We start from the raw sequence: 26035 nt of genomic DNA on the forward strand, positions 1-26035 counted from the left end.
GCATCGTTCCAGACAATGCAAGTTGCGATGAAAACTCTCTCGTCATCGATTCTTCCTCTCAAAAGAGAGGGGTCAGTTCTTCCTTTCGTTCGGGGGTCAATTTCTCATTTCGCCCGACATCGCTATCCATAGCGCCGTGTCCGTGGCGTTCCATCGCTTCGATCAGGCTTGGCAAGAGCGGGTGTAGCCGCTTCCCGCAGATTCGATCCGATGCCTCCCAAACGACGACGAGAGCGGCGCGCACCTCATCACCGTAAACCCGCCGCCCCGGCCGAGGACCATTCTTCGCCGGCGCGCAGTCTCCTCGCAGCAGTCGCATCGCATGCTTGCGATGAAAGCCAGTGAGGGCCACGAATTCGTCCAACGTCCTCGCCTTTTCGGCCCGCCCGCCTAAAACATAGCGTCCACTGATCGCCGCCACCAATTCCGCTCGTGTCGCCATGCTCACCTTCCTCATCACAGCTCCCGAAGTTGTTGATTCGGGAGCAAATTAGATGAGGCAACAAACCAATTTTAGGGAGCAGTTCAGGCGAGGCAATGCGGGCTTGGGGCGTGCGCGATATGGCGTTCCACAAGAAGAGCGCCCTCAGGATCGAAGACATGGTCAGCAGCCGCTGGGTCTATCGCAAGCTGCGCAACTTCCGCGCTGGTATCGAGGCCAGCATCTCCTGCCTGAAGCGCGCCTATGGCTTGGCCCGCTGCACCTGGCGCGGGCTCAACCACTTCAAGGCTTACGTCTGGGCCTCGGTGGTCGCTTACAATCTCGCCCTCTTCACCCGCCTCAGATCGACCTGCCCCCCAGTCATCGGGCTGCGTTCAGGAGCACACCGGCGAGCGCCGGCCGATACCCCTATGACCCCACTGTCGCCAGATCGACCCCCGGCCGCAACCTCCATGCCCTTGTATCATCATGCGTCCCAAAACATCGCTTCAGCAGGCCAAAGACCACTGAAAACTCCGGAAAAACAGCCGTTTATGGACGCGCACTAGCTACGCATCATAAACCCTCACCCGGTAGGGTCGCTACCGCAGTTAGCCTGTTATACTGCAAGGATCCTCGCGTAAACGACTACCCACAGATATCTAACATTTACCGCCAGTTCCTCGAGCCATTGATCAAGTACACCAACGAATACATCAGATTACCGCGGAGTCTGAGTTGATCACGCCACTCGTAAAGTCGTTGGCGACTGATTCCAACCTCATCCGCCAACTTGCTGACAGTTTCGCCCGCCTCCATGCGCTGGAGAAGCTCCAGTTTTTGATCTTCATCAATGACCCTTTGCCGTCCGGCCATGCCCCAGTTTCGCCTTGCCTTGGTCAGTGCCTTTTCCTGAGCCGCCGGCACATCAACTGCGCTCTGCAACTGCGCGATCCCGTCAGCTCCTGCTTTCGATCTGGCCGGCCGGCCGCGCCGACGTGACAGTACCGGAAATCGATATTGTGTCCTCGCGCCGAATCTTTGACGCGGACCCGGTCGGCGGTCATCACCTGGTCCGGCAGAGGAGACCTCAACCCGGTTATCGTAGAGATGGGCATGGAGGCGGTAGCCGATGAGGCGTTCATCGGCAACCTGAAGCGCAAGCTGGAGTGCACCCCTAGACTGAGACACAGAAAATCGCGGACAGTTTCCCTGCAAGGAGAGGCGCGAGGGTCCGAAAGGCGACACGGTCGATGCTGATGGCGCTGTTGCGTGTGACGTCTGCGCTGACCAGGTTAAAATCCGTGGTTCGCTTCGACGGCAGCGGTTTGAGTGCGCGGCGCTCATCATCCACAAGCTTGGCCCGGCGTCGGTTTTGCTTGGCCGCCTCCTGATCGCCGCAGCGGCGGTAGTCCTCGATGCTGGCGAAATCGCGGCTGCTCAGCGGCGCAGGCCTGATCGAGCCGTCGCTTAAGGCATTGTTCACAGGAGATGCAAGGAACCAACCCCCGCATCCGTTTTTAACGGAAGTGACAGGCGGAGAATTGTCCGCGCTAATCGTAGTGACGCCTTACAGCGTGGCCCCCGGTTCGCCACTTTCCACTTCAGACGAGATCACGAGGGATCTTTTCCGACCATGATTTGCAGAAAATGCGCTGGCCGTTTTCGAAAGCGTCGAAGTCAACCTGCAAGCAGAAATCCGACTTGGTCGCGGTCAAGACCGTCCGCCCCTGCACCGTTGTCTGCCAGGCTCCTCGACCCCGATCAAACCGTTCATAGACTTCCGTGCGGGCTGTCGAGGGATCGTTTCCGGCAACCGAGTAGATCATTTGCTTCTCGTGCCCGACTACCGTGCCGATCGGATCTAGGCGAACGGAGCCATCATCTCTCTTGACTGTGAGGCTGACCCTACCCGACACCACGTCGATCTGAATGAATCGCTCCACATTTCCGGTTTTCAGCGCCGTAGTCGCCATCGGCGCAGAAGCCTCCGGGGCGTCGAATGCCCGTAAATCGAGGTCACCGGGTTGAGACGTTCGGATTGGCAAATGCATATGGCTGGCTTCCGCCTGTAGGGTCAATTTAGCGCGCTCGGGCGCGTGAAAAGCGATTGGCCAATAGGTCGTTGAAAGAGACAGCCGAATCCGGTGACCTGGCGGAAACGTATAACCGACCTCGTTCATCGTAAGGCTGATGCGGTACGATCTTCCGGCTTCGATAGGCTGTACGTCTTCATGTCCGTCGCGGTGCGAAAGGTTCAGCAGCCCGTATGTGACCCGTGTGACTTCACCTGATGGGTTAACATCGGAAAGTCGTGCCGCCAGAATCGCTGTCGGCCTATCGCAAGTGATCTCTAATTCAATGATAGGTGCGCCCAGGATTGGCGTGGTCTCCGTCAAAAGCTCGCTGTCAAAAATCAACGAGCCGCCATCGTCCCAGCGCTGGTCCAGCGGATGCTCCGGACCCTCTCCACCCATTGCATAGGGGCACCACTCGCCACCCGCGATCCCAACCGTCGCGGGGGAGCTGATTTCAAGGGTGGCTTCAGGCAGCGGTTGCTGAGATAATCGGCCGAGGCCCATGCGGTAAATCCGTGGCGACATGTGAGGAGACGGCCAGTTGGGGTCTGCAACCCAGTGCCCAGGCCGCTCATCATAGTGGGCAGCAGGGTCCACAGAGTCGAGCATCCAGCTACGCAACATTGGCTCCTGCATGACGCCGGTCTCCTTGCCCTTCAACCAATGGTCCCACCAGCGAAGGCATTCTTGCAGGAATCCGATAGCGGGACCCGGGAGACCCACATGGGGGTATTTATGACCCCAAGGCCCAATCAGCCCTTTTCGTGGTGTGTTCAGGTTCGAGAGAAGCCGGAATACTGTGTTGGATAAGCCATCGCCCCAACCACCGACCGCGAAAACCGCGCAATCGATTGCACCGTAATCCTCGCAGACTGAGCCATGCTTCCAGAAATCATCTCGGCGCTGATGATTGAGCCAATCAATCATAGTTGGTCGAGCATTTTCCAGTCGCTCCATCCACATCGAGTGCCAGCTCTCTTTGCCGACAATGTCGGGATCCGGGGACTGAGACATCATCACGAATAACGTTGTGCCCCAAGATAATGTGTCGTTGAGGAGACATCCGCCCAGGTATTGCCCACTATCGGCGTAGCGATCGTCGGCCGAGCAGTGTGTGACGATCGCCTTTAGGGCCTTGGGCCGGCGCGCGGCGACTTGCAAGGCGCTGTACCCACCCCACGAGATACCGATCATTCCAACATTGCCACTGCACCAGGACTGCCGCGTTATCCATTCGATTGCGTCGACAGCGTCATCCTGTTCTTGCTTGACGTATTCATCCTCGAATAGCCCCTCGGAATCGCCAGTGCCCCGGATGTCTAGACGAATGCTCGCATAGCCATGCGATGCGAAATAGGGGTATATCCGTTCGTCCTTCTGAACCGTGCCATCACGCTTGCGGTACGGTATGTAGTCGATAATAGCGGGAACAGGATCGGAAACCGCATCCTCCGGCAACCAGATTTTAGCGGCGAGACGTGTTCCATCGGGAAGCGGTATCCACACGTTCTCCATGAGCACAACGGGTCTCGGCCCCGAGGCAATTTTCATTGTTCACCGTCCAGGTTTGCAGATATCCACATTTTCCATTTCCCTTTGGGGTTCAGCAATTCTCGTTCGGCTGCTTCCGCTTTTTGGGTCGGCAGGTTGGCGGTTCTCTTTGTGCGACGGAAACCGCACACGATTTGGCTTTAGGCTGCGCCCAACAGAATGGCGGGATTAGGCAAGTCCAACCCTCTGAGAACGAGTCCCTTCAGCATAGCTTGAGAGGCTGTTGCCTCTTATTGCTCTAGGAACACTAGCGAAGCTAGGGGCGCTAGATGACCAACCCTCGCCCCCAAACAGGGTCGCTGCCAAGACGCATCTGATCCCGTTATCCTGCAAAGACAGGCGGTCGCCGTTTCGCCCAGGGGATTGCCTGTTCCAAATCCCTGGCAACGCGGACAACAGTCGCCTCATCTGCGAAGCGGCCGACGATCTGAATACCGATGGGCAATCCTTCGGTGCTCCAAAACAGCGGCAATGACACCGATGGCTGACCGGTCACACTGAATATGCCAATATATTGGCAGAATCCCACCGCGTCGAGGGTTAGGTACTCGTCTTCCGATATGTCTTTAGTCGAGTGAGTGTCATGCGGAAGAGCCGTGCATGGCATTGTAGGTGTCAGCAGGATGTCAAAATCCTGAACGGCCTTTCCGACATCGAAACGTACTTTACGGGCGTGTTCGAAAACTTTCTCTGCATAGGATAGCGGGAAATGCTTCGCCCTCTCATAAATTAAAAGATTGAGAGGCTCGAGTGTGCTTCCATCTACTTTTCGGCCGAGAGCACTTGCCTCGACATCTAGACTTGCATAGCCGAGATAAGTAGAGCCACCAATAACCTCACGATAATCCGAGGCAGAAAATGGCGGGTCGATTTCCTGCACCACATGGCCCATTTCCTCAAGCACTTTCGCCGTTTCCGCCACCCGGTCGCGAATTTCCGGATCGAGCTTCAACTCCGCCCATGAACTCAATGCGACGCCGATCTTTAAGCGGCCGCTCGGCCGTGAAAGCTCTTCAACGTAGGGGCGTTCAGGTCGGGGGATAAGGAACGCGTCGCCCGGGTAACTTCCGGAGAGAACGTCTAAGGCTGCCGCCATATCGCGAACCGTTCGACAAAGGACGAAGCTTCGGCTTATGCCGATACCCGAATCCTGCCGACTCGGCCCGCCGGAGATTCGCCCGCGCGAGGGATTGAAACCAACAAGCCCACAATAGGCCGCTGGAATACGAGTGGATCCGCCGCCATCGCTGGCTGACGCTATGGGCACGATTCCGGACGCCACCGCTGCTCCTGACCCCGAGGACGAGCCGCCTACTGTCCGACCCAGATTCCAGGGATTGCGCGTGATCCCACACAATGCAGTTTCGCTGAGGCCGGATACTCCCAACTCAGTCGTCGTAGTGCGGCCTACGATGCGCAACCCTCCGGCCCGGGCCCGCTCAACGAAATAGCTATCAACAGTGGGACGAAATCCTTGGTAAAGCCGACTTCCGCATTCGTATAGTCGACCGGCCTCGGTTGCGCTGATGTCCTTCCGCAGGAAGGGCACACCCCCGAACGGACCTGCATCTGAGCAAGGCACCGATTCCGCGTCCTCGTAGAACTCGATCACGGCGTTGATTGTAGGGTTGATTTGGTCGTGGGCCTCACGTGCGAGCCGGACGAGCTCTCCCGCAGTGACCTCGCGCCTCCGAACTAATTCGGCGAGCCCGGTGGCGTCATAGCTGGAATATTCATGGAGCTTCATACGGACTTTCCTTTAACCACTCTTCGAGAACTTTCTCCCGGTCCTGGGACGCGATGATCGAGTGAAGCTTTGGCACACCGTCGGTTTGAACCCACGTCCACTCCATGTCTTCAGTCCCCTGATAGGATCAACGCCAGTGCGTATTGGATCAACGCAGGGTAGCTTCAAGATGCGTTCAGTATCCGTCAGCGTCTTGTGGGCTTCTTTATCGTTAATCAACGATGTATTCAGTAATACCCGGATGAACTGCGCCTCTGGAGTCGTCAGCGTGCCGCGCCGCGCTGGTCCTCTGTCACGGCTGTTGCCTATATTTTTCTAGGAACGCTAGCGACGCGGAAGCACCAAAACAACGGAATAAAAAGTTATGTATCGCACGACTAAATGTTATCGGATAATTAGGGCTCTGTGTGTCGCACTGTACTTAAATTTGAGATTGCGCCGCCCACCTCGCTCAACCGCTGCACCTAATCATGAGATTCAATGCCCCTGATTCTCAATTCACCTGCAGCGGTTGAGAGTTTCTCGAAACCGATATGCCGGCGTCGATTGCAGCGAACCGCGCATACGCCGAAGCAAACGAGGGAGATCTGAAGCCGATTGCTGAGAAATCGCATCGTGTTCAGCACGACCCGATGTTCGCGGTACGAGCCGGGCATGCGGCCGTGCGCAAGCGATACCATCAGGATCGGCAAGCGGCTCGACGACCAGGTCATGCAGGAAACTTGGCGCGCGAGGTCCCAAACGGATGACCGATGCCAGCTTGAGATGCAGCTTCCCGGAGATCGGCGCAAAGAGTTCGTCATCAGCAATGATACGGCGCACGTTCGTAGCGCTGATCAACATCCGGCGTGAAATTTCGAGCTCGTCGTGGCCAGATCCGGCAGCGGGGGGACGGGGCGAAAGGTGCGTTCGTCACTGGCAGCACCGACCAGTAGGCAATCCGAGATCGTGCTCTTCACTCTCTCCAGGAAGTCGGATATCGCGGCTTTGGGGATGTGACGGTGATCTCGGACGGGGGCCGAAATCCTAAAGCGTAAGCGGTGCGCCAAGGGACCTTTCCCGAAATCGTCTTTATCGTTAGGTCGCTTGTTGGTCGGCGCACCGGCGCCGATCACTCCGAGTCATAACGGGTGACGTAGTGGAGTTCGCGCAGGGCGGGGATGACGAGGGCGATGTCTTTGTACGCCTCGTGCTCGATGAAGCGCGCGGTCTCGGGCCCCGGCCTGGGCTTACCGAGAACGGGCCTGCCCTTTTTGTCGACGCAGTAGATCAGGATCGGCAGCAGCAGGCCGTGATTGGGGTTGTCGAGGTCCAGGAGCGATTTCCATTTTTTGATGTTGAGATTGATGGCCGCGTAGAACCCCTGGCACCACGGCCGCGGGTCGATGCCGCCGCTGGGCTTGGTAGCGAATCGGGGCGCATAATCCTGCGGTCTGTCGAAGAGCGTCTCGTTGATCCGGTTGTGGATCCTGGCGACGCTGGCAAACACGGCGTGATCGGCTGCAGAGCCTTTAGCCAGGACGTCGCGCCGCAACCCCATGAGCGGGCACATCCAGTCTTGCGGGTCCGGGTAGCGCGGCCCGGTGACCGCCGCCGTTACGAAGCCATCCAGCGCCGACATCGTCCGCACCAGCGGGCGGTTGGTCTTGGCAGCCATCCAGGCTTCGAGCGCCTCGTCCGACAGCGCCATGGCATCGAGCGCGCTCATGCCGCCAACGGGAGCGGCATCTCTTCGCGGCGCGCCCAGTTCCATGGCATCAGCTCGTCCCAGCGCGAGGCTGGCCAGTCGTTCTGGATGCGCTCGGTGACATCGGCCATGTAGGCTTCGGCATCGACGCCACAGAGCTTGCAGGTCTCAATGATGCTGAGCACGACCGCTGACCGCTCTGCCGCGGCGAAGCTGCCCGAGAAAAGCCAGTTACGCCTGCCAACCGTAAATCCGCGAATGGCGCGCTCCGCGATCAGGTTGTCGGGCTCGAGCTGCCCATCGTAGAGGAAGCGGTTGAATGCTCGCCATCGCTTGGTGCCATAAGCGAAGGCCTTGGCGATATCGGCATGGCGCGACAAACCCTTGCCCTGGCGCATGAGCTGTCGTCGCAGCGCGAGGACCAGTGGTCGGGTCCGACTTCGTCGTGCGGCCAATCGCTCGGCGGGCGGCAGCCCCCGTATCTCTTCCTCGATCCGGTAGATCGCCTGGATACCGGCCATGGCCGTCGTGCTGAGCTCGGTCGGCTGGCCGTCGTGAACGTCGAATATCTTGCGACGCAGATGGGCCAGGCAGGCAGCTTCTCGAATGGCGCCGCCCTTGTAGAGCTGGTTGTAGCCGCTGAAACCGTCGGCCTGGAGCGAGCCGGCAAATCCGGCGAGCTCGCTCATCACGCTCTCGCCGGCGCGGTCCATGGTGGCGCGATACCAGGCGATCGGCGGCTCTTTCGAGCTCGAGTTGCGGTCGTCGGCGACGTAAACCCAGAGCGCACCCTTGTGCGTCTTGCCGGTGCTGGGCGCCAGGATCGGAAGTCGCGTGTCGTCGGTGTGAATCTTGCTGCGGGTACGGCCGATCTCACGGATGCGGTTGTAGATCGGATCGAGCAAGGCGGCGGCGTAGCCGGCGCTGCGCGCAAGCGTGGATCGCTCGATATCGACGCCCTTGGCGGCCATCATCTGGGCCTGACGGTAGAAGGGCAGATGATAACCCCACTTGGCCATCATGATATGGGCGAGCGCGGCATAGCTGAGCTTGCCGCGTGCAATGGCCTTGGCTGGTGCCGGCGCCTGGATGATTTTATCGCAGGTCCGGCAGCTGTACTTGGGTCGAACGGTCTCCATCACCTGCCAGGCCTGGGCGACCAGATCGAGCATCTCCTCGCTATCTTCCCCCATGGCGCGCAGATCGCCGCCGCAGCCCGGGCAGCATGCGCAAGAGGGCTCGCGAACGACCCGCTTGCGCGGCAGGTTGGGGTTGAGCTTACGCAGCGGCAACACCCGGACCTTGTCGGTGTCAGCGACGATGGGCAGCTCGGTATCGGGCACGCTGGCGGCGAAATCGGACTCGAGATCTTCGAGTTCGAGCCGCATCTGGCCGAGCTTCTCGGAGGAGCGGCCGAAGGCTTTGCGGTTGAAGCGATCGATCTGCAGCTGCAGGCGCTGGATGCGAAGCGCGGCCTCGGCGCGCTCTCTTCGCAGCTGCTCATCCCGTTCGGCAATGGCGATGTCACGGGCACAAACCGCCGCCTCCAGAAAGGCGATCCGGGCGATGAAATCAGCGTTTGAGGGGGCCTGTTCCGACACCCAAATTACATACCCGAAAGGCCTCCGTTACGGAAGCAGAATCGACACAAAATCAATAAGAAACGAGCAAAATCAGCCAGCCAAACGCGGTCGATAAATCTTGTTTGGCCGGCGCCAATCGATCCCGTCCAAAAGTAGCGAAAGCTGTGCCTTGGTGAGCGACACGGTCACCTGATCCTTGGTGGTCGGCCAAGCGAAACACCCATCGGAAAGGCGTTTTGTAAAAAGGCAGAACCCCTGGTCGTCATGCGCCAAAATCTTGATGATATGACCCTTGCGTCCACGGAAGCAGAAGATCGCGCCGGTATGCGGGTCGAGCGCGAGCACCTGCTGCACCATGCGCGCCAGGCTGTTGATCCCGCGGCGCATATCGGTCTCACCGCAGCAAAGGTAAATCCGGTCGGTCGGCACCACCGTGATCACCTGGTCAACTCCGCCAGGACGATACGCAGCGCCGTCGGATCGACGGTCCCATCAATCCGCAGTCGCGCGCCGTTCGGAAAGGCCACGACGATCCTGCCGGCCGGGTCCGGGCAGTCGGCGACGGGACGCTCGACCTCGGGCAGATCGTTCACTTCGATCCGAGCGAAAGCCATCGCCCGATCGGCCTCGAGCTCGCCACCGGCCATCTGCTTGCGCCAGGCATAGAGTTGTGACGGAGCTACGCCGAACGCCTCCGCGACCTCGGTCACCGACGACCCCGCCGCGCTCGCCAGATCGACCAACGCGCGCTTCTCCGTGCAACTCCACAGCCTCCGCTGCCGCACGCGCCCGGGCACCGCTGCACAATCTTCGGCCGGCGCGCCGCCGCTGATCTCGGCGACCATATCGCCCCTCGCACGTTCCAATGTCATGGCGCGAAAGCTCCATGTTCATCAGCCTATTGCAAGGTGCCTTGGCGCACCGCTTACCCTAAAGCGGCTGCCCCGCGCTATGCCTAAACCGACGACCCACATCTCGTCTGGTTTCATATTGCCATGAAGATCCAGCCCATGCAGCAGATCGCCGACCACATCGTACGATGCCGATCGGGCCCCTTTGAAGCGCTTCCAACCGTCGACAGGGAATCAGAGGCGCAAAGGGGCGTGTGTGGCATGGGCGGTCGGCTGCGCGATCCGCGACCTGGAGCAACTCCTAGTAAGACTGAAGGCAGGCGACTTCTCGACCGCACGGCTTCACAGGGAGCAGCTCCTGACCTATGTCCGTTCGAACCGCGGCGCGAGCGTCAACTATAGAAGGCGCTACCGGGCTGGGCTTCGCGTCGCCACCACTCTCGTCGGCGGTGAACTCAGTCGTCGGGATGGTCAAGAAGCAGCAGATGCGCTGGTCGCTTCACGGTGCGCATATGCTCATGCAGGTCCAGGCGGCGGAGATCAATGGCGAACTTGGCAACCGGCTGCGGGCGCCTTTCCGACAGCCAGAACTGAACGGCCTCCAATATTCAAGCCCAAAACGCCTCTTCTACGCGCTGCCTGACCCCAGAGAAATTACCGGTCTCACATCCTTCTCAACCCCGATGGCGGATGATCTGCAAAAACCGTTTCGTGCGTTCGAACGGCGCCCTGCCGGCGGGGAGGTTAACCGGCAGGGCGCGCCGCGCAAAGTCGTGGCCGCGTGGCGGCCGGACATCGGCGGCCGGTCAAGGGTTCGGAACAACAAGGCCGAAGAACGTTCCGAAAATAGGCGAGTGTGACGGTTTCCGTTAGCCGCAGCATTCGTGTCGATCTACTCCGCTTCTTTCCGTCCCCCAGAACAACACTGTCAGAACCCTGCGACGCCAAGTCCGGGCAGCGTGGGATCTTCGAGCGCACGCCCTCCTGAAAAGCGCGGTGTCGGCGACACACCGCCTAGTTTCAAACAACGTGATAAAGACGCGGCGCGAGCGCCGGGTGATCATGCGGATCTGACGGCGATCGTTCGTCACTTTCGGCGATACTCCTCCGCCATCCAAGACAAAGGGCATCAGACTAGCATGCGTGGGATCGTGCGATCCCAAGTCTTGGCGAACATTTGGGTATCGTTTTCGAAGGCCTTAATCTCACCCACGAACAAAAAATTTTCTTTGGTCGAGCTAAAACATAGTCGGCTCTCTATGCGGCAGTCCCAATCGCCGCGTTTGTACGAGGTGATGTATTGTGCGTCGCTCTTGGCACTAGTGGGATCGTGATCAAGTATTTCCTTTACCTCGCTTTCTGTCGACCACAGCTCGGTGCCGATCGAATCAATCCTGTATTTCCCGCTGCCGCTGGCGTTTCGTATCGTAAGTTTGCCCGTTGCGGCATCCCATTCAGAGTCTCTGGTTGGCTTCGGCGCTTCTTATAAAATGGTCCGTTCGGAGGTCGGTTCTGGTACGAAGGCCGGGCCGAAAGGCTTCAATTCCCTGTCTTCCGCTCTTGGCGGTCGTACCGGCAGCTCCAGCTCGGACCGACCGGCGTACAGCGTCAGGGTCACAGGCTCTGGTGACGGCCAGTAAGCCGGCCAATGTGAAGTCGCCACGGTAACACGGATGCGCTTGCCCGCTTCGAAAACATGGGCGCAGTCCTGCAGCATCAAACGGATGCGATAGCGTTTGCCCGGCTCCAGCGATTGTTGAAACTCGTCACTGTCCCGGTGGGTCAGATTCAGCACGTTATAAGCTACCCGCTTTGAACAGCCATCCGGGTCAACTTCGTTGAGTGTAACCGCTAGGAACGCGACGGGCTTGTCGACCGCCAGATCGAGGGTGACTACCGGTCCGCCGAGAATCTTGAAACTGGCCTCGAGCGGCTTGGAGTTGAACGTTAGTGAGCGGGCGTCATCAATTTGCTGATCCATCGGGGCTTCCTCGGCGCTCCTCCACCACCATCCAGGCGCCGTTATGCCGACCGTCTGCAAAGGGGTGAGAACATGTACCGTTTCAGCACCGGGATTGTTCTCCAGCCCATGTTTGGTGAGGTAGAATTTTCGTGACCTGATGCGCGAGGAAGGGCAACTTTCCTCGGCCACCCAGCGGCCGGGAATCTTCCATTGGTCGGGAGTCTGGTGCGTGCCGCGCATTGCCGGTTCTTGCTGCATCCAGACCCGGTACATCGGCTCGTCCATGATGCCGGTATCGATATCCTTTAGCCAATAATCCCACCAGCGCAGCGACTCAGTAAGCCAATCCATCGCCGGCCCCGGCCCAGCACCGTCAGCGTTTGGATATTGGTGACCCCAGGGCCCGACAAGTCCCTTGCGCGGACATTTGAGGTTGGCGAGCATACGCGGGACCGTACGCCGGTACGCATCGAACCAGCCAGTCACCGCATAGACGGGACATTGAATGGCACCATAGTCTTCGCTGATCGACCCCTGCTTCCAGAAAGCATCGCGGTGCTGATGGGTAAGCCAGTTCGCTGTATAGAAGTCCAGGTTGTTGAGGCGATCCATCCACATGTCGCGCCAACGGTCGCCAACGATTGCCGGATCGGGAGGGCGTGCACAAGAAGTGGGGTAAAAGAGACCCCATGCAGCCCCGATCGCATCCTCCATGATCATGCCACCGGTGTAGGGTGTATCATCAGCATAGCGGTCGTCTGTCGAGCAAACCGTGATGATCGCCTTGAGTTCAGGTGGACGGCGGGCTGCCACCTGCAGTGCGCTGAAACCGCCCCAGGAAATCCCAAAGAGTCCGACCTTGCCCGTACACCAGGGCTGCCTGGCCAGCCAGGCAATGATCTCGACGCCGTCGTCCTGCTCCTGCTTAACCCACTCGTCCATCGGCAGGCCTTCGGAATCCCCAGACCCACGAATGTCCGGCCGCACACAAGCATATCCAAAGGAGGCCAGGTAGGGATGGAAGGTTTCTTCATGAAGGCGCCTGCTGTCGCGCTTGCGGTAGGGGATATATTCCATGAGCACTGGCACCGGATTATCCTCGGCATCGTCCGGCAGCCACACGCGCGCGGCAATCTTGGTACCATCGGACATCGGAATCCAGATGTTCTCGATTTCACGCACCGTGCGTGGACCTGTTCGCGCCTTTGCCGGCGAGAGTTGGGCACCAGCCGCCGTGGGGACAGATGCGTCTCCACCAAGCACCGTACTCACTTCCCCAGGGTCCGCGCGTCGAGTTACCGAGATGTTATTGTTATCCTTGCTATCTCTCATGCAAGCTCCCTACTCTCAGTAACGGAAAGCACTTCAAAGCTCATCTGTTTGAAGATGAATCGACTCCCTTAAGGCCTCAGTTCCCCGGCCGGGGTAATTTGTTGAAGCGGTATTATTCAAGTCACGCTAGCGACACGGGAGCAACAAAAGCAACGGACCAAAAAGTTATGTGCCAGGGGACTGAAGGTTATGGGACGAGGTGGTCTGTCGGGGGAGGTGGCGATTACACTGGTCAATGGGTGAAGCGACCATTTCCGCTCCGATATCAGAATTGCCACTCGGCTTCGATCCTACGTCGCTGCCACGACAGATCTTATGTTATCCCTGCAAAGACAGGCGCTCGCCGTTTGGTCCAAGGGATTGCCTGTTCCAAATCCTTTGCGATGCGGACAAGGGTCGCCTCATCGGCGAAGCAGCCAACGATCTGAACCCCGATCGGCAATCTTTCGGTGCTGGAGAAGAGCGGCAATGATACTGACGGGTGACCCGTCAAACTAAATACGGCCACATACTGGATAAGAGCAGTGTCCAAAGTCAGAATCTCGTCAACCGACATGTTGACGAAGGTATCATGTGGAGGAGCCGTACACGGCATTGTAGGGGTGAGAAGTAGATCATAGTTTTGCACTGCCTTGCCAACATCGAACCGGATCTTCCGCGCGAATTCGAAAACCTTCTCCGCGTAGGCTAGAGGGAGCTCTTTGGCCCTCTTGTAAATTTCAAGATTGAAAGGTTCGAGCGTCGTCTCATCGACTTTCCGGCCAAGGAGGCTCGCAGCCTCATCGAGCCCCGCGCTACCCAGATAGTAATGTCCCACAAGAAAATCTAGAAACTCTGAGGCAGAAAACGGCGCAGGGATTTCGTCTACGATATGGCCCATGCCCTCAAGCACTTTGGCCGTTTCCGCTACCCGGTCGCGAATTTCCGGATCGAGCTTTACTTCCGCCCATGAATCCAATGCGACGCCGATTTTTAAGCGGCCGCTCGGACTTGAAAGCTCTTCAACGTAAGGACGTTCAGGTCCGGGGATAAGGAAAGGGTCCCCAGGATAGCTTCCATACAGCACGTCCAGCGCCGCCGCCATGTCGCGAACAGTCCGGGAGACGACGAACCTTCGGCTAATACCATGACCCGGGTCTTGTCTATTCGGCCCTCCAGAGATGCGACCACGAGAGGGATTAAGGCCCACAAGTCCACAATAGGATGCTGGAATACGCGTAGATCCGCCGCCATCGCTAGCCGACGCAACTGGCACGATGCCGGCCGCAACCGCCGCGCCCGAACCCGAGGACGAGCCCCCTGCTGTCCGATCTAGGTTCCAGGGATTCCGCGTAATCCCACACATCGCAGTTTCACTAAGGCCGGATGCACCAAGTTCGGTTGTTGTGGTGCGTCCTACAATCTGGAAGCCTCCAGCACGCGCCCGCTCCATAAAATAACTGTCGAGGTCAGGCCGGAAGCCTTGATAGAGCCGGCTTCCGCATTCGTAAAGCCTCCCAGCCTCGGTGAAGCTAAGATCCTTCCGTAGGAAGGGTACGCCCGCAAACGGCCCTTCATCTGAGAAAGGTACCGATTCCGCGTCCTCGTAGAACTCGACCACCGCGTTTAGCGTAGGGTTAATTTTATCGTGGGCTTCACGTGCGAGCCTGACAAGCTCTACCGCGGTGACCTCACGCCTCCGAACCAATTCCGCGAGCCCGGTGGCGTCAAAACTGGAATATTCATGGAGCTTCATACGACTTCCTTTAATAACAAGCCTACGGTTCGCCCATCAGACGGGCGGGTAGCTCAGGCCGACGTCGCCACACCCCTGTCGCCTAAAAAGGGCGATGCTTGACCACCACCGATTCAGGCCGCGGTCGTATGACCGAAGTAGAGGTGCAATCTATTTTTGGAGAGCGAAAAGTTGTACGTTCCGCACTTCTGCAGGGACGGCAACGCAATGTCGCCTACCCCTCGCAACCTTTGCTTAGTCACGATCTCTCGGTTCCGACCGAGACAGGGTGTGACAGCATTAAACCGGAAACGATTTCACCCTTGAGCGGGAAATGGCATCTGAAGTTGTGCTCCGCATCATTCGGATTTGTTGAAGGTTCGGGGAAGACGCGGCTGCAGAGATCCTGCGCGTAACGACACCTGGTGTGGAACTCACAGCCGGATGGCCGCCGCAACAGGCTCGGCACCTCACCCTTGAGCTCGATCCGGTTCAGCACCGCATCCGGGTCAGGCTCGGGATTGGCCGCAAGCAGCGCCTCGGTGTAGGGATGGCGCGGTTGATCGAAGATACGCTCGGTCGAGCCGACCTCAATAAAGCGGCCGAGATACATGATCGCCATTCGATCGGTCATGTGACGGACCACATTAAGATTGTGCGTGATAATCAGGATTGCCATCCCGAGTTCGTCCTGAAGGCGCGCGAGGAGATTGAGCACCTCGCCCTGCACTGAGACATCGAGACCCGCTGTCGGCTCATCGGCAATAATCAAGTCCGGGTTCAGGGCAAGAGCACGTGCGATACCAATGCGCCTGGCCTGACCTCCGGAAAGCTGATGGGGATAGCGGCGAGCAAAATCCGCCGGCAAGCCGACCAATCGAAGGAGACGCTCCGCTTCGCCTCCAGCATCGCGACGCTTTATCCCATGGATGCGAAAAGGCTCTGTCAGGAGCGATCGCACCGTCAGCCTCGGCGAGAGTGATCCGACGGGATCCTGGAACATCATCGCCATGCGCCGCAAGTAGGGCTTGCGTTCCGTCCCGCTGAGTTCCTCAATTTCCTGTCCGTCGAAGCAGATGCTGCCGCTCACGGCCCGCTGCAAGCCGATGATCGTGCGGGCGATGGTGGATTTGCCTGAGCCGCTTTCACCGACAAGGGCGAGTGTCTCGCCCTTGCGGATTTCAAATGACACACCGCATACAGCGTCGATGAAAGGGGCTTTCGTCCCGGTTGCGAGCGCCTTCAGCGGACCCATGGTGCGGAAGCGGACCCGCAAGTCCTCAACACGAAGCAGCGCAGTCATGCCGGCACCAGCCGCTCGTCACCAAGGAGATGGCATCGGGCGACTTGGTCCACGCCGATACGATACTCGACCGGGTCCTCTTGCACACAGCGATTGAATGCCTGGGGGCACCGGGTGCGAAAAATGCAGCCCTTCGTGCTGCCCAAAAGACTGGGCACCTCGCCGGGAATGGTCGGCAAAGTTCGTGTGCTTTTTTTGATGCGCCCGGGATCGCACTCAAGCAGCGCGCGCGTGTAGGGGTGAGCAGGATTGTGGAAGATGTCCCGAACGGCGCCCTGCTCCACCACTTCGCCCGCATACATGACTGCAACCCGGTCGCACAACTCAGCCACCGCGCCGAGATGGTGGGAGACGAAGAGAATCGAGCAACCAATTTCTGTTTGGAGATCCTTGAGCAAATGAATGATCTGCACTTCCAGCGTTGCATCAAGCGCAGTGGTTGGCTCGTCGGCGACGAGGAGCGCGGGTTTCACAAGAAGCGCCATGGCGATACAAACGCGCTGGCGCATGCCACCGGAGAACTGATGCGGATAGGCACCTAGCCGATTTTTGGGATCGGGAATACCGACCCGGTGAAGCATGTCGACGGCACGAGCGCGCTTTTCGCTGCGGCTTCCTTGTCCGTGGTGCTGGATATCGATCATCTGGTTCTCGATGGTCCGCACCGGATTGAGCGCGGTCATCGGATCCTGGAAAACCATCGAGAGACGATCGCCGAGCAGGCTCCGACGCGCCCGAGCGGGGATTTTGAGCAGATCCTTGCCTTCGAACAGGATGCTGCCGGACGTCACATCTGCATTTTCAGAAAGGAGGCCCATCACTGTATAGGCGAGCGTCGACTTCCCGGATCCACTCTCACCGACGATGCCAACCACCTGTGCGGCCGGGACATCGAGCGAAACGTTACGCAGGGCGCGGACACGCCCACGCGGTGTGCCGAAATCGAGACTTAGGTCACGGATCTCAAGAAGCGGCGGGGCGGACGTATGCTGGATCAGATCATCGCGCCTCATAGGTCTTTCCGCAGCTTGGGATCAAATATGTCGCGCAACGCCTCACCCAGGAATGTGAAGCCTAATGTTGCGAGGACGATTGGGATGCCGCTACCGATCACCAGCCAAGGGGTCTGATTGATGTAGCTATAGCCATCGTTGAGGACTGCTCCCCAGTCAGGAGTCGGGGGCCGAACTCCCATCCCGAGAAAGCTGAGCCCTGCTTCCCAGGCGATGACGGCCGGCACATCCATGCTCACGAGGATGAGAAGGGGGCCGATCACATTGGGCAGAACATGGACGCCAAGGATGCGCGCCGTGCCTGCGCCCATGCTGCGCTCCGCAGCTATGTACTCACTGCTCAGCAGTCCCTGTGCCTGCGTGCGCAGGACGCGCGCATAGATCGGCACCGACGTCATTGCGATGACAAAAATGATACTGGCCAGACTTGGGCCTACAAGAGCGATGATTGCAAGCGCAAAGATGATGCCCGGAAACGAGCGGATCGTATCGAAGACAAGCAGGAGCAAATTGTCCAGCCAACGCGGCCCGAAGCCTGCGATGAGACCAAGCACGACGCCGACCGCCAGCGCACTGCCGAGGGAGGCGAAAGCGACAAGGAGCGGAATGCGGCCGCCCATGATGACGCGCGAGAATGTATCGCGGCCCAATTGGTCCGTGCCCAGCAGAAAATCCAGTGACGGTGGGGCCAGACGAGGTCCAACCATAATTTTAATCGGATCATGCGTTATAATCAGCGGAGCGAAGAACGCGCTAACAAACACGAGCACGACGAGCAAGGCTCCGAGCACGCCCAGACGATTCTTGCGCAATTGCCGCAAAAAGGTGCCTGTCGCCACCGCATCGTTGGGTTCGGGCCGAATAATTTCCACCCTCACCATGTCAAAGCTTTTCCCGGGTTCGCGGATCGAGGAATGCGTTGACAAGATCCGAGAGCGTCGTGGCGACAACGATAAGGAACGTGGTGACGAGCACGACGCCCATAACAATCGGATAGTTGCGCGTATTGACGGCATCCACGATCAACTTGCCGATGCCAGGTCGGGCGAACACAACCTCGATAAAGACGGCGGACGAAAGCAGCCATGCGATGCCTACCCCGAGGATAGTTACTGTTGGCAGGATCGCGAGTGGCAGGGCGTAACGCGCAACGATGCGCCATTCCGAGATCCCGAAGGAGCGAGCCATCCGCACGTGGTTTTCTCCAAGGACCTCGAGCATCGAGGCGCGCACCAGTCGGGAGATGTAGCCGACCCAGCCAATCCCTGTGGCGAAGGCTGGGAGGATGAGGTAGATAAGGCCATCTCGGAATCCACTGCCGGCTCCGATCGCTGGCAACCAGCGTAGGGTCACAGCAAAAATCAGCAGCGCGTAGACCGCCACAACGAAGGAAGGAATTGCGATCGCCGCGACCGTCACGACGCCGGCTACTTGGTCGACCAAGGAGTTGCGCCTTATCGCCGAGTAGCAGCCGAGTGGCACTGCGATCACGACCGCCCATAAGATCGAGACGAAGATCAGTTCGATCGTATAGGGCAATTGCTCGAGGACGATCTCCCTAACAGGCCTCTGGCTGAACGCGTCGAAGCCGAGATCGCCATGGAACACCCTGCCAAAAAAGATGGCGAGCTGGACGGCAAGTGGTTTGTCGAGCCCCATTTGCTGATGTATCTGTGCAATCATCTCTGGCGACGCCCGTGGACCGAGCAAAGTTATTGCTGGATCCCCGGGCACGGCATGGATCATCAGGAACAGAAGCGTCACCGCGATAGCAACGATTGCGACCGCGAGGACAGTGCGCTTCAGGAGATAGAGCCACATGATTCCGTAGAGCCTAGACTGGCTGGAAATCGTAAAAGAGAGGGGCACCGTCCGGGCGCGTTGAGGCCAGCGTTTTCGTGGTACGATAGATGACTGGATTGGCCCCATTGGTTAGGAACCGGTAGCAGCCGGAGTCCTCCATGAGGTCCTGCATCTCCTGGTACAGTTTCCCCCGCGCGTCCGGGTCGTCGATGGTGTTTGCCTTGGCTGCAAGCTCATCGTAACGGGCACTACGGAAGCGCTCCCAGTTCCAGATGCCGATTTGATTTTGCAAGAACGGGTTAGTATTGTAGTTTGGATCCGGCAAACCGATGAACCCATTTACGATGAGCTGCAAGTCCTTCCAGCGCTCACCTTCCGACTCCATGCCGAGCGTCCAGAATGAGCTGTTATCTCGAATATTGACCTCGACCGAAATGCCGATCTGGGACAATTGTGCTTGCACGGTCTGAGCTATGGTTGAGTTAAGGCTATCGCTTGTGCAATCGATACTTACGGTCAGATTGTTCACGCCGGCCTTTTCCAGAAATTCCTTTGCCTTTGCCAGATCGCCTTCTGGCGGAACGAGCGCCTTGGCCCGGTGCCCGACCAGCCCCGGAGCAATGGTGCCTGTCGCTACGTTGACCTGGCCCGCAAATGCCGCATCCAGAATTTGTGGCACATTGATCGCCCATTGGATCGCCTTCCGGACATTGATGTCCTTCAGCTTCGGGTGATCCATGTTCATGCCGATCCAGTAATACCAGAGCGAGGGCCATTCCTCGACCTTGGTGTCGGCGGGCGGGTTGCTCTTGAAGCCTGCAAGCGAATCCAGGCTGATAGAAGTGAAATCCACATCGCCTGCCAGATAGGCGCGCTCCCGGGCCTTGAGGTCGTCGACTGGCACAACGCGGATTTCGTCAAAGCCCGGCTTCGGTCCCGCCCATTCCGGATTGCGGGTCAAGAGTATATATTGATTGGGCTTCCAGTCGGCCAGCACATAGGGACCAGAGAAAGCTGGCGGCTTGAGGCCGAAATCGCCACCGTCCTTGGTTGCCTTCATTACCGCATCTTCGGAAAGGACGTGACCGGTAGCATCGGTGAGCGAAAGGAGCCAAACAGGTACAAACGGCGTCTTGAATACTATCACGCCAGTATAATCGTCCTCCAGCTCGACACGATCGAACGAACCCCACTGAGGCGCAAGAAAGGACTTATGTTTGAAAATACGCTCAATTGAGAACTTCACGTCCTTGGCGGCCATTTCGCCGTGGCCGCCAGTGAACTTAATACCTTTTTTCAGGCGGAAGCGGATATGAGTCGGGTCGACCTGCTCGATGCTTTCTGCCGCGTCCAGTTCCCAACCCCACTCGGAGCCCGGCTTGTAGCGTATGAGCTTCGAATAGATGCAGCTCATCACGTCCACCTCCACCTGTCGGTTGTAGAAAGCGGGATCAAGTTTGGTGATGTCGCCATCGGAACACGCTCTGAGCACCTTGCCTTCGGCTGCCCAGATGACTTGCGACAACGGCATGCCGCCACCGAGGACGCCCCCGCCAAGCACGGCGCCGGTCTTAAGAAAGGACCTGCGGCTCACATTGCCCATGATATGTTTCATGATCGTTCCCGTTCTGATTGTTTTGTTTAGCCGATAGGCAACATGAACGGTAGCGACGCGGGAGCAACAAAACAACGGAACAAAAAGTTATGTCCCGGACGAATAAATGTTATCGGAAAAGGGGTGCTATACGCCTAGATGGGGTAACGGGCCGCCAACCGGGCCGCTCACTTCGGCTCGGCGCTTGAGTGGCGCGCTCCGCTAGCGGCTTGCTTGGCGATGAGGAGGTGGTCCCTCACACTGATGCTGTTAACGGGGTCGCATGGGATCGACGTGTCGTTGGAATACTCGACCGCGTGCATTGTCGATGCAAGCGGCAAGATCGTTCGCGAAACCAGGGTGGGAAGCGAGCCGGAGGCATTGATTGCCTGGTTTGCCTCGCGGGGCCTTCTTCTGGCGTGAATCGGGCTGGAAGAGGAAGACCTTGAGTGCGCCGAAGGCGATCTCGCCATCGGGCCAAATTGTAGGCGGCGGATGCGAAGGTGAAGGTCCATCCGATACGGTTGCGGCCGCGGAACCTGGTCTTGTGCTGGCCGGCCACAATCTTGATCCAACCGAATGCCTCTTCGATGCGCTTCCTGATGCGCAGGCTGACGGTTTATTCGCCATGCCGCGTCGTGCGCTCGTTCTGCGCTTCATGCAGCGTCACCCTAATCGAGCGCTGCTTATTGACGATGTCTCCTGCGTCGTAGGCCTTGTCGGCGTCGAGCGTGATCGCCTGTGGCCGCACCGCTCGAGGTTCGATCACGTGCAGTACGGCCACCCCGCTCGGCATGTCCGGCGCACAGTGTCGAGCGGGGGTCGACCATCAGGCCGGTGGCGGATCAAGCCATGTCCGCAAAGCACAGCTTGGCCTCCTTCGCTTGGCTTGCGATAGAGCCTTGCATCCGGCCGGTGGTCTAGGCATCGTTCGGCCCCACTGCTCTAGAATTCCGGAACCGCGCCGGCCGTGTAGACCAGCGCCACCACGGGGCCGACGCCGCGCATTGGCATTAATCGCCGGCTGACCTCGTCATCCCGGAGTGATCATCGCCAGCTTGCGATGTAAGGTGGCAAAATGGTCTCGCAATTGCTCGAGTAGCGGTTCAACAATCCGTCAGGTCCGGCATACCTGCGACGAGCCGCGAATGCGCGCGTCAAACTTCACGCTTCCGACAGCGCCGATCTTGAGGCCGAAGTTGCAGAGTACTCCGCGAAGATCGTTCTCGGCAAGGGCCTTTTCCTGCAATAGCTTGCGCGCCTCAACAACGCCCGCCGCTTTGGCTGGTTAGCGTCTTCGCATTTACCAGGCGGTACACGTTGACGCGCATCATCTGCGCGATGCCGCACGCATCGTTGCGATCGCTCTTGTTCGGCTGGAACTTAAGGAATGACTTGATGTGCCGGGTCTCGATCAGATCACCGGCAAGCCAGCCTTGGCAAGGCCCTCAAGCAGCCACAGCGGGCCGGCCTCAAGCCCGATCCGTTCAATCCGCGAGGCAGCATCGTTCAGAACTGCAAACAGGTCATCGGGATGGCTGACCACCTTCCCTCACGAAAAATGCCTCACGCTGCGTTCCTTTCCTGATGCTTGTGGCTGTTGCGTGCAGACCATGTTTTAACTATCGCCCAAGCGCAGCACGGCCTCATACCAACTCGATGGGGGCGCGTACCAGGCCGAATACCCCATCTTGAACGCATCAGCGGGCGGAAGCACCGGGTCGCGCCGATCACATTGGTCTATCGGCGGCCTCAACCCCGTCGGCTCAACGGCGTTTTCGAGGCTGGCGCGGACAGCGCGGCTGTGGTCGCCCGCATCACGTTGAATGCCGATCCCGAAGCGCGCAGGCGAGATTGGATCGAAAAGACCGACGGCGCTGAGTCGCGAACCGCATGTGCGCGAAAATCCGTAAGTGCCGGCAATACTCATCCTCGGTGCCTCGTCTCCTCATCCGGCAGGCAGCTTCTGCAAGCGCGCGCTCGGCCTTGGAAAGCTCGATCTGATTCCGCTTGCCCGTCTCGTCACGCCAATCTCATCGATCTGGCTCCTGGCCAGCTCGGACTTCGCTGCGGATGACGAAGACATGCTGCGGCAGGGAAAAGCGTTTGCTTGCCGCCGTGCCGCAAGCGCATTGGCAGGCCACGACGCGCCCGTCTGGCATCGGCATTAGGGGCGGCACCTCTTTGCGCCAGAGCTCAACAGTAAGCGGGCAGCGCCGGTGGAACGCGGCAACAACTCGACAGATTGATAGGGCTAGGCACCTCGCCCTCAAGGGATGCCTCCAGCGCCGCTTCGAAGAGGATCCTCCACTTCGGTGATCCTCCTCAGGTCATCCAACACCTGGATATCAGACTAGCATGCGTGGGATCGTACGGTGCCAAGTCTTGGAGAATATTTCGATGTCGTGTTCGAAGGCCTTAATCTGACTCACAAGCAAAAAATCGTCCTTGGTCAAGCTGACGCGCAGAAGGCTCTCGACTCGGCAGTCCCAGTCGCCACGTTTGAACGTCGTAATGTACTGCGCTTCGCTCTTGGCGCCCGTCGGATCATGCTCAAGTATTTCCTTCACCTCGCTTTCTGTTGACCACATTTCAGTGCCTGTGGCATCAATCCTGGATCGTCCGTCGCCCTGGGCGTTGCGTATCGTAAGTTTGCTAGTCGCGGCATCCCATTCAGTTACTCTGGTTGGCTCTGGGGCGTCCTCTAACACCGTGTGTCCGGATGCGGGTTCTGGCGAGAAAGCCGTGCCGAAAGGCTTCAATTCCTTATCGTCGGCCCGCGGCGGTCGTACCGGCAGCTCAAGCTCGGATCGACCCGCATAAACTGTCAGGACCACCGGCTCTGGCGACGGCCAATATGACGGCCAATGTGAGGTCGACACGGCAACACGAATGCGCCTACCCGATTTGAAGACATGGGCACAATCCTGCAAAGGCAAGCGAATGCGATAGCGCTTGCCGGGCTCCAGAGGTTCGGGAAACTCATCACTGTCCCGGTGGGTCAGATTCAGCACATTATAAGTGATTCGCTTCGATTGGCCGTCGGGCTCGACTTCATTGAGCCTGATGGACAGAAGCGCAACCGGCTTGTCCACCGCTAAATCGATAGTGACCACCGGCTCACCCAGTATCTCGAAATCCCCATCGAGCGGCTCGGAATCGAATGTCAGCGAGCGAGCGTCGTCAACACGCTGATCGATCGGCGCATCCTCGACGCTTCTCAAATACCAACCAGGCGCCGTTATTCCGACCGTCTGCAGAGGTTTGAGAAGACGCGCCGCTTCAGCGCCGGCATCACTCTCCAGTCCGTCTTTGGTGAGATAGAGTTTGCGCGGCTTGATGCGAGGCGACGGCCAGGTATCCTCAGCCACCCACCGGCCGGGAGTCTGGTGTACGCCGCGCATTGCAGGCTCCTCCTGCATCCATACGCGGTACATCGGCTCGGCCATGATGCCCGTATCGATATCCTTAAGCCAGTAATCCCACCAACGCAGGGCTTCGGGTAGCCAGTCTATTGCGGGGCCCGGTTCGCCGGAGTTTGGATATTGGTGCCCCCAGGGGCCGACAAGCCCTTTGCGCGGGCATTTGAGGTTGGCGAGCATGCGCGGAACTGTACGGTGAAAGGGATCGAACCAGCCACACACCGCATAGACGGGGCATTCAAAGGCACCATAGTTTTCGCGGACCGATGCGTGTTTCCAGAACGCATCACGGTGCTGGTGGCTAACCCAGTCCCCGACATAGAAGTCCACGTTTTTCAGGCGCTCCATCCACATGTCGCGCCAGCGGTCTCCAACGATTGCCGGATCGGGAGGACGCGCAGGAAATGCGTTCCATCGGGCACCCCATGCAAGCCCGAACATGTCCTCGTTGATCAAACCACCGGTGTAGGGCTCTTCGGAATAGCGGTCCTCAGTCGAGCAAACAGTGATGATCGCCTTTAGCTCAGGTGGACGTCGTGCAGCCACTTGCAGCGCACTGTAACCGCCCCAGGAAATTCCAAACATACCTACCTTGCCGGTACACCAGATTTGCTTGGCGAGCCAGGCGATGATCTCGACCCCGTCGTCCTGCTCCTGCCGGACCCACCCATCCTGCGGCAGACCCTCGGAATCCCCTGATCCGCGAATGTCCGGGCACACACAAGCATATCCAAAGGAGGCCAAGTACGGATGGAAGGTTTCTTCATAAAGGCGTCTGCTGTCGCGCTTGCGGTAGGGGACATATTCCATTAGGACTGGCACCGGATTTTGCTCGGCATCTTCCGGCAGCCACATGCGCGCCGCGATCTTAGTACCGTCGGACATCGGAATCCAAAAGTTTTCGATTTCACGCACTGTGCGTGGGCCTGTTCGCGCCTTGGCCAATGAGGTTTGGGCGCTCACCGCCGTGGTGGCAGATGGGCCGGCACTGACTCTGCCAGGAAGCACCACGTCCACGTCCTTAGAGACCGCGCGTTGAGTTACCGAGATCCGATCGGTTTCCCCGTTATTGCTCATTCAAAGCTTCCTTCGTTATTGCTTATTCAAACCTCACTCGCTCAGGCCCAACATAACAGGTCGAGCGACAAGGCGCGCGCCTACGTCCACTTCGTCGGCGATGATACGATCACAACAATCAGAATCTAATTTCGCGGAAAGACATCGAAACTCCCGACCATGTTGCATCGGATCTTCCGATGATTCGCGGTCTCGCGGTTGCACCCAATCGGCGCCGCTTTTGAAAATCTTCGTATATCCCCGCTATAGCAGTATTGTTTATTCCTGCAGCAATTTTGATCGGCAGTTCTATGAGACTCAAGTCCATGGGTAGGATGTCAAAAAACGATTCGCAAGATCATGGATTTACTATCCATCACCGTAGCTATACTTCATAAATTACTTTTGTGCTAATTGTTTACGTGACGCTAGAGAGTGGGATGTAACAAAGCAACCGGACAAAAATTGATGTACCGTATGACTAAATGTTATCAGGCAGATGGCCAGCTGATACTCCCCTTGGCGCAGCGGGTGCCACCTTGATGTTTCCCGCTGAACTACCCCTGTGCGCTGGTACCTGGCCTACAATCTGAGCGAGCGTGATCTTGAGGAGATGATGGCCGAGCGCGGCATTACGGTCGATCACACGACCATCCACCGATGGACGGTCCGTTTCGCGCCCTTGTTGCTGGAGCGCTTCAACCGGCGCAAGCGTAGCGTGACCGGCAAATGGCATGTCGACGAGACTCTGAGTAATTGATCGTCAGCGCTCTCTGGCGGCTACTATGGCCGCGTTGTAAAAGGAGAGCAGAATGGAACAGCTTTTTGTTGGCCTGGACGTGTCGAAGGATGAGACTGCGATTTGCGTTCGAACGCAATGCGGGATCATTAAGGCAGCGTTCAAGAAGCCGACCGAC

The 26035-nt window shown here is 58.4% G+C and carries 18 protein-coding genes and 6 pseudogenes; 3 read left to right on the plus strand and 21 right to left on the minus strand.

Annotated features, from left to right (window positions below):
• Positions 1-136: 136 nt before the first annotated feature.
• Positions 137-457: pseudogene (locus tag OHD62_RS35130) on the minus strand (transposase); the annotation flags it as partial.
• Positions 458-540: 83 nt separating this feature from the next.
• Here OHD62_RS35130 and OHD62_RS35135 point away from each other — a divergent pair.
• Positions 541-792 (plus strand): annotated as a pseudogene (locus tag OHD62_RS35135) (transposase); the annotation flags it as partial.
• A gap of 298 nt (positions 793-1090) precedes the next feature.
• Here OHD62_RS35135 and OHD62_RS35140 read toward each other — a convergent pair.
• The 10 genes and pseudogenes from OHD62_RS35140 to tnpA all read right to left on the minus strand — a co-directional run bounded on the left by OHD62_RS35140 (position 1091) and on the right by tnpA (position 9912).
• Positions 1091-1366 (minus strand): helix-turn-helix domain-containing protein, encoded by a 276-nt coding sequence (locus tag OHD62_RS35140; RefSeq protein ID WP_263792297.1) that lies wholly within the window; start codon positions 1364-1366, stop codon positions 1091-1093.
• Between the two features lie 232 nt (positions 1367-1598).
• The gene (locus OHD62_RS35145) at positions 1599-1907 is read right to left on the minus strand and encodes a hypothetical protein (protein WP_263792299.1); all 309 of its coding nucleotides are present in this window, start codon (positions 1905-1907) and stop codon (positions 1599-1601) included.
• Between the two features lie 118 nt (positions 1908-2025).
• On the minus strand, positions 2026-4050 hold the full coding sequence (locus OHD62_RS35150; RefSeq protein ID WP_263792301.1) for a CocE/NonD family hydrolase: 2025 nt from the start codon (positions 4048-4050) through the stop codon (positions 2026-2028).
• Between the two features lie 322 nt (positions 4051-4372).
• Positions 4373-5797: an amidase gene (locus OHD62_RS35155; protein WP_263792303.1), complete on the minus strand. Its 1425-nt coding sequence runs from the start codon at positions 5795-5797 to the stop codon at positions 4373-4375.
• A gap of 12 nt (positions 5798-5809) precedes the next feature.
• The gene (locus OHD62_RS35935) at positions 5810-6106 is read right to left on the minus strand and encodes a DUF1611 domain-containing protein (protein WP_412177472.1); all 297 of its coding nucleotides are present in this window, start codon (positions 6104-6106) and stop codon (positions 5810-5812) included.
• Positions 6107-6348: 242 nt separating this feature from the next.
• Positions 6349-6510, minus strand: a pseudogene (locus tag OHD62_RS35940) (TniB family NTP-binding protein); the annotation flags it as partial.
• A gap of 398 nt (positions 6511-6908) precedes the next feature.
• Positions 6909-7550, minus strand: a complete 642-nt coding sequence (locus OHD62_RS35165; protein WP_263792307.1) for a UPF0149 family protein — start codon at positions 7548-7550, stop codon at positions 6909-6911.
• Positions 7502-9085 carry an IS66 family transposase gene (gene tnpC / locus OHD62_RS35170; protein ID WP_263792308.1) on the minus strand — a complete coding sequence of 528 codons (1584 nt, stop codon included), beginning with the start codon at positions 9083-9085 and terminating at the stop codon, positions 7502-7504. The genes OHD62_RS35165 and tnpC overlap by 49 nt, the downstream gene beginning before the upstream one ends.
• A 72-nt stretch (positions 9086-9157) precedes the next feature.
• Positions 9158-9508: an IS66 family insertion sequence element accessory protein TnpB gene (tnpB, locus tag OHD62_RS35175; protein WP_214393793.1), complete on the minus strand. Its 351-nt coding sequence runs from the start codon at positions 9506-9508 to the stop codon at positions 9158-9160.
• The gene (tnpA, locus tag OHD62_RS35180) at positions 9505-9912 is read right to left on the minus strand and encodes an IS66-like element accessory protein TnpA (RefSeq protein WP_263792312.1); all 408 of its coding nucleotides are present in this window, start codon (positions 9910-9912) and stop codon (positions 9505-9507) included. Before tnpA ends, tnpB begins: the two co-directional genes overlap by 4 nt.
• Positions 9913-10385: 473 nt before the next feature.
• Between tnpA and OHD62_RS35185 the strand changes: the two genes are divergently transcribed.
• The gene (locus tag OHD62_RS35185) at positions 10386-10778 is read left to right on the plus strand and encodes a hypothetical protein (protein ID WP_263792314.1); all 393 of its coding nucleotides are present in this window, start codon (positions 10386-10388) and stop codon (positions 10776-10778) included.
• A gap of 623 nt (positions 10779-11401) precedes the next feature.
• On the opposite strand, the gene OHD62_RS35190 is transcribed toward OHD62_RS35185, so the two are convergent.
• From OHD62_RS35190 to OHD62_RS35240, 10 genes and pseudogenes are all read right to left on the minus strand, one after another.
• Positions 11402-13213 carry a CocE/NonD family hydrolase gene (locus OHD62_RS35190; RefSeq protein WP_263792316.1) on the minus strand — a complete coding sequence of 604 codons (1812 nt, stop codon included), beginning with the start codon at positions 13211-13213 and terminating at the stop codon, positions 11402-11404.
• A 313-nt stretch (positions 13214-13526) separates the two neighbouring features.
• On the minus strand, positions 13527-14948 hold the full coding sequence (locus tag OHD62_RS35195) for an amidase (protein WP_263792318.1): 1422 nt from the start codon (positions 14946-14948) through the stop codon (positions 13527-13529).
• Positions 14949-15186: 238 nt separating this feature from the next.
• Positions 15187-16230: an ABC transporter ATP-binding protein gene (locus tag OHD62_RS35200; protein ID WP_263792319.1), complete on the minus strand. Its 1044-nt coding sequence runs from the start codon at positions 16228-16230 to the stop codon at positions 15187-15189.
• Complete coding sequence (locus tag OHD62_RS35205) at positions 16227-17243, minus strand: ABC transporter ATP-binding protein (protein WP_263792322.1); 1017 nt, start codon at positions 17241-17243, stop codon at positions 16227-16229. The genes OHD62_RS35200 and OHD62_RS35205 overlap by 4 nt, the downstream gene beginning before the upstream one ends.
• Positions 17240-18124, minus strand: coding sequence for an ABC transporter permease (locus OHD62_RS35210; protein ID WP_263792325.1), 885 nt, complete (start codon positions 18122-18124; stop codon positions 17240-17242). The genes OHD62_RS35205 and OHD62_RS35210 overlap by 4 nt, the downstream gene beginning before the upstream one ends.
• 1 nt (position 18125) lies before the next feature.
• On the minus strand, positions 18126-19064 hold the full coding sequence (locus OHD62_RS35215) for an ABC transporter permease (RefSeq protein ID WP_263792326.1): 939 nt from the start codon (positions 19062-19064) through the stop codon (positions 18126-18128).
• A 13-nt stretch (positions 19065-19077) separates the two neighbouring features.
• Positions 19078-20661, minus strand: a complete 1584-nt coding sequence (locus OHD62_RS35220; RefSeq protein WP_263792328.1) for an ABC transporter substrate-binding protein — start codon at positions 20659-20661, stop codon at positions 19078-19080.
• A gap of 451 nt (positions 20662-21112) precedes the next feature.
• Positions 21113-21552 (minus strand): annotated as a pseudogene (locus tag OHD62_RS35225) (transposase); the annotation flags it as partial.
• Between the two features lie 20 nt (positions 21553-21572).
• Positions 21573-22189 (minus strand): annotated as a pseudogene (locus OHD62_RS35665) (IS110 family transposase); the annotation flags it as partial.
• 799 nt (positions 22190-22988) lie between these two features.
• On the minus strand, positions 22989-25139 hold the full coding sequence (locus OHD62_RS35240) for a CocE/NonD family hydrolase (protein ID WP_263792335.1): 2151 nt from the start codon (positions 25137-25139) through the stop codon (positions 22989-22991).
• 544 nt (positions 25140-25683) lie between these two features.
• Between OHD62_RS35240 and OHD62_RS35245 the strand changes: the two are divergent.
• Positions 25684-25866 (plus strand): annotated as a pseudogene (locus OHD62_RS35245) (IS6 family transposase); the annotation flags it as partial.
• Positions 25867-26035: the final 169 nt, after the last annotated feature.

Origin of the sequence: Mesorhizobium sp. YC-39, assembly GCF_025753795.1 — a bacterium.
GTDB lineage: Bacteria > Pseudomonadota > Alphaproteobacteria > Rhizobiales > Rhizobiaceae > Mesorhizobium.

Coding starts and splice junctions, on each gene's coding strand:
- OHD62_RS35150 (WP_263792301.1), bottom strand. CDS start 4,050: ATGAAAATTGCCTCGGGGCCGAGACCCGTTGTGCTCATGGAGAACGTG.
- OHD62_RS35155 (WP_263792303.1), bottom strand. CDS start 5,797: ATGAAGCTCCATGAATATTCCAGCTATGACGCCACCGGGCTCGCCGAA.
- OHD62_RS35165 (WP_263792307.1), bottom strand. CDS start 7,550: ATGGAACTGGGCGCGCCGCGAAGAGATGCCGCTCCCGTTGGCGGCATG.
- tnpA (WP_263792312.1), bottom strand. CDS start 9,912: ATGGTCGCCGAGATCAGCGGCGGCGCGCCGGCCGAAGATTGTGCAGCG.
- OHD62_RS35185 (WP_263792314.1), top strand. CDS start 10,386: ATGGTCAAGAAGCAGCAGATGCGCTGGTCGCTTCACGGTGCGCATATG.
- OHD62_RS35190 (WP_263792316.1), bottom strand. CDS start 13,213: ATGAGAGATAGCAAGGATAACAATAACATCTCGGTAACTCGACGCGCG.
- OHD62_RS35195 (WP_263792318.1), bottom strand. CDS start 14,948: ATGAAGCTCCATGAATATTCCAGTTTTGACGCCACCGGGCTCGCGGAA.
- OHD62_RS35200 (WP_263792319.1), bottom strand. CDS start 16,230: ATGACTGCGCTGCTTCGTGTTGAGGACTTGCGGGTCCGCTTCCGCACC.
- OHD62_RS35205 (WP_263792322.1), bottom strand. CDS start 17,243: ATGAGGCGCGATGATCTGATCCAGCATACGTCCGCCCCGCCGCTTCTT.
- OHD62_RS35210 (WP_263792325.1), bottom strand. CDS start 18,124: ATGGTGAGGGTGGAAATTATTCGGCCCGAACCCAACGATGCGGTGGCG.
- OHD62_RS35215 (WP_263792326.1), bottom strand. CDS start 19,064: ATGTGGCTCTATCTCCTGAAGCGCACTGTCCTCGCGGTCGCAATCGTT.
- OHD62_RS35220 (WP_263792328.1), bottom strand. CDS start 20,661: ATGAAACATATCATGGGCAATGTGAGCCGCAGGTCCTTTCTTAAGACC.
- OHD62_RS35240 (WP_263792335.1), bottom strand. CDS start 25,139: ATGAGCAATAACGGGGAAACCGATCGGATCTCGGTAACTCAACGCGCG.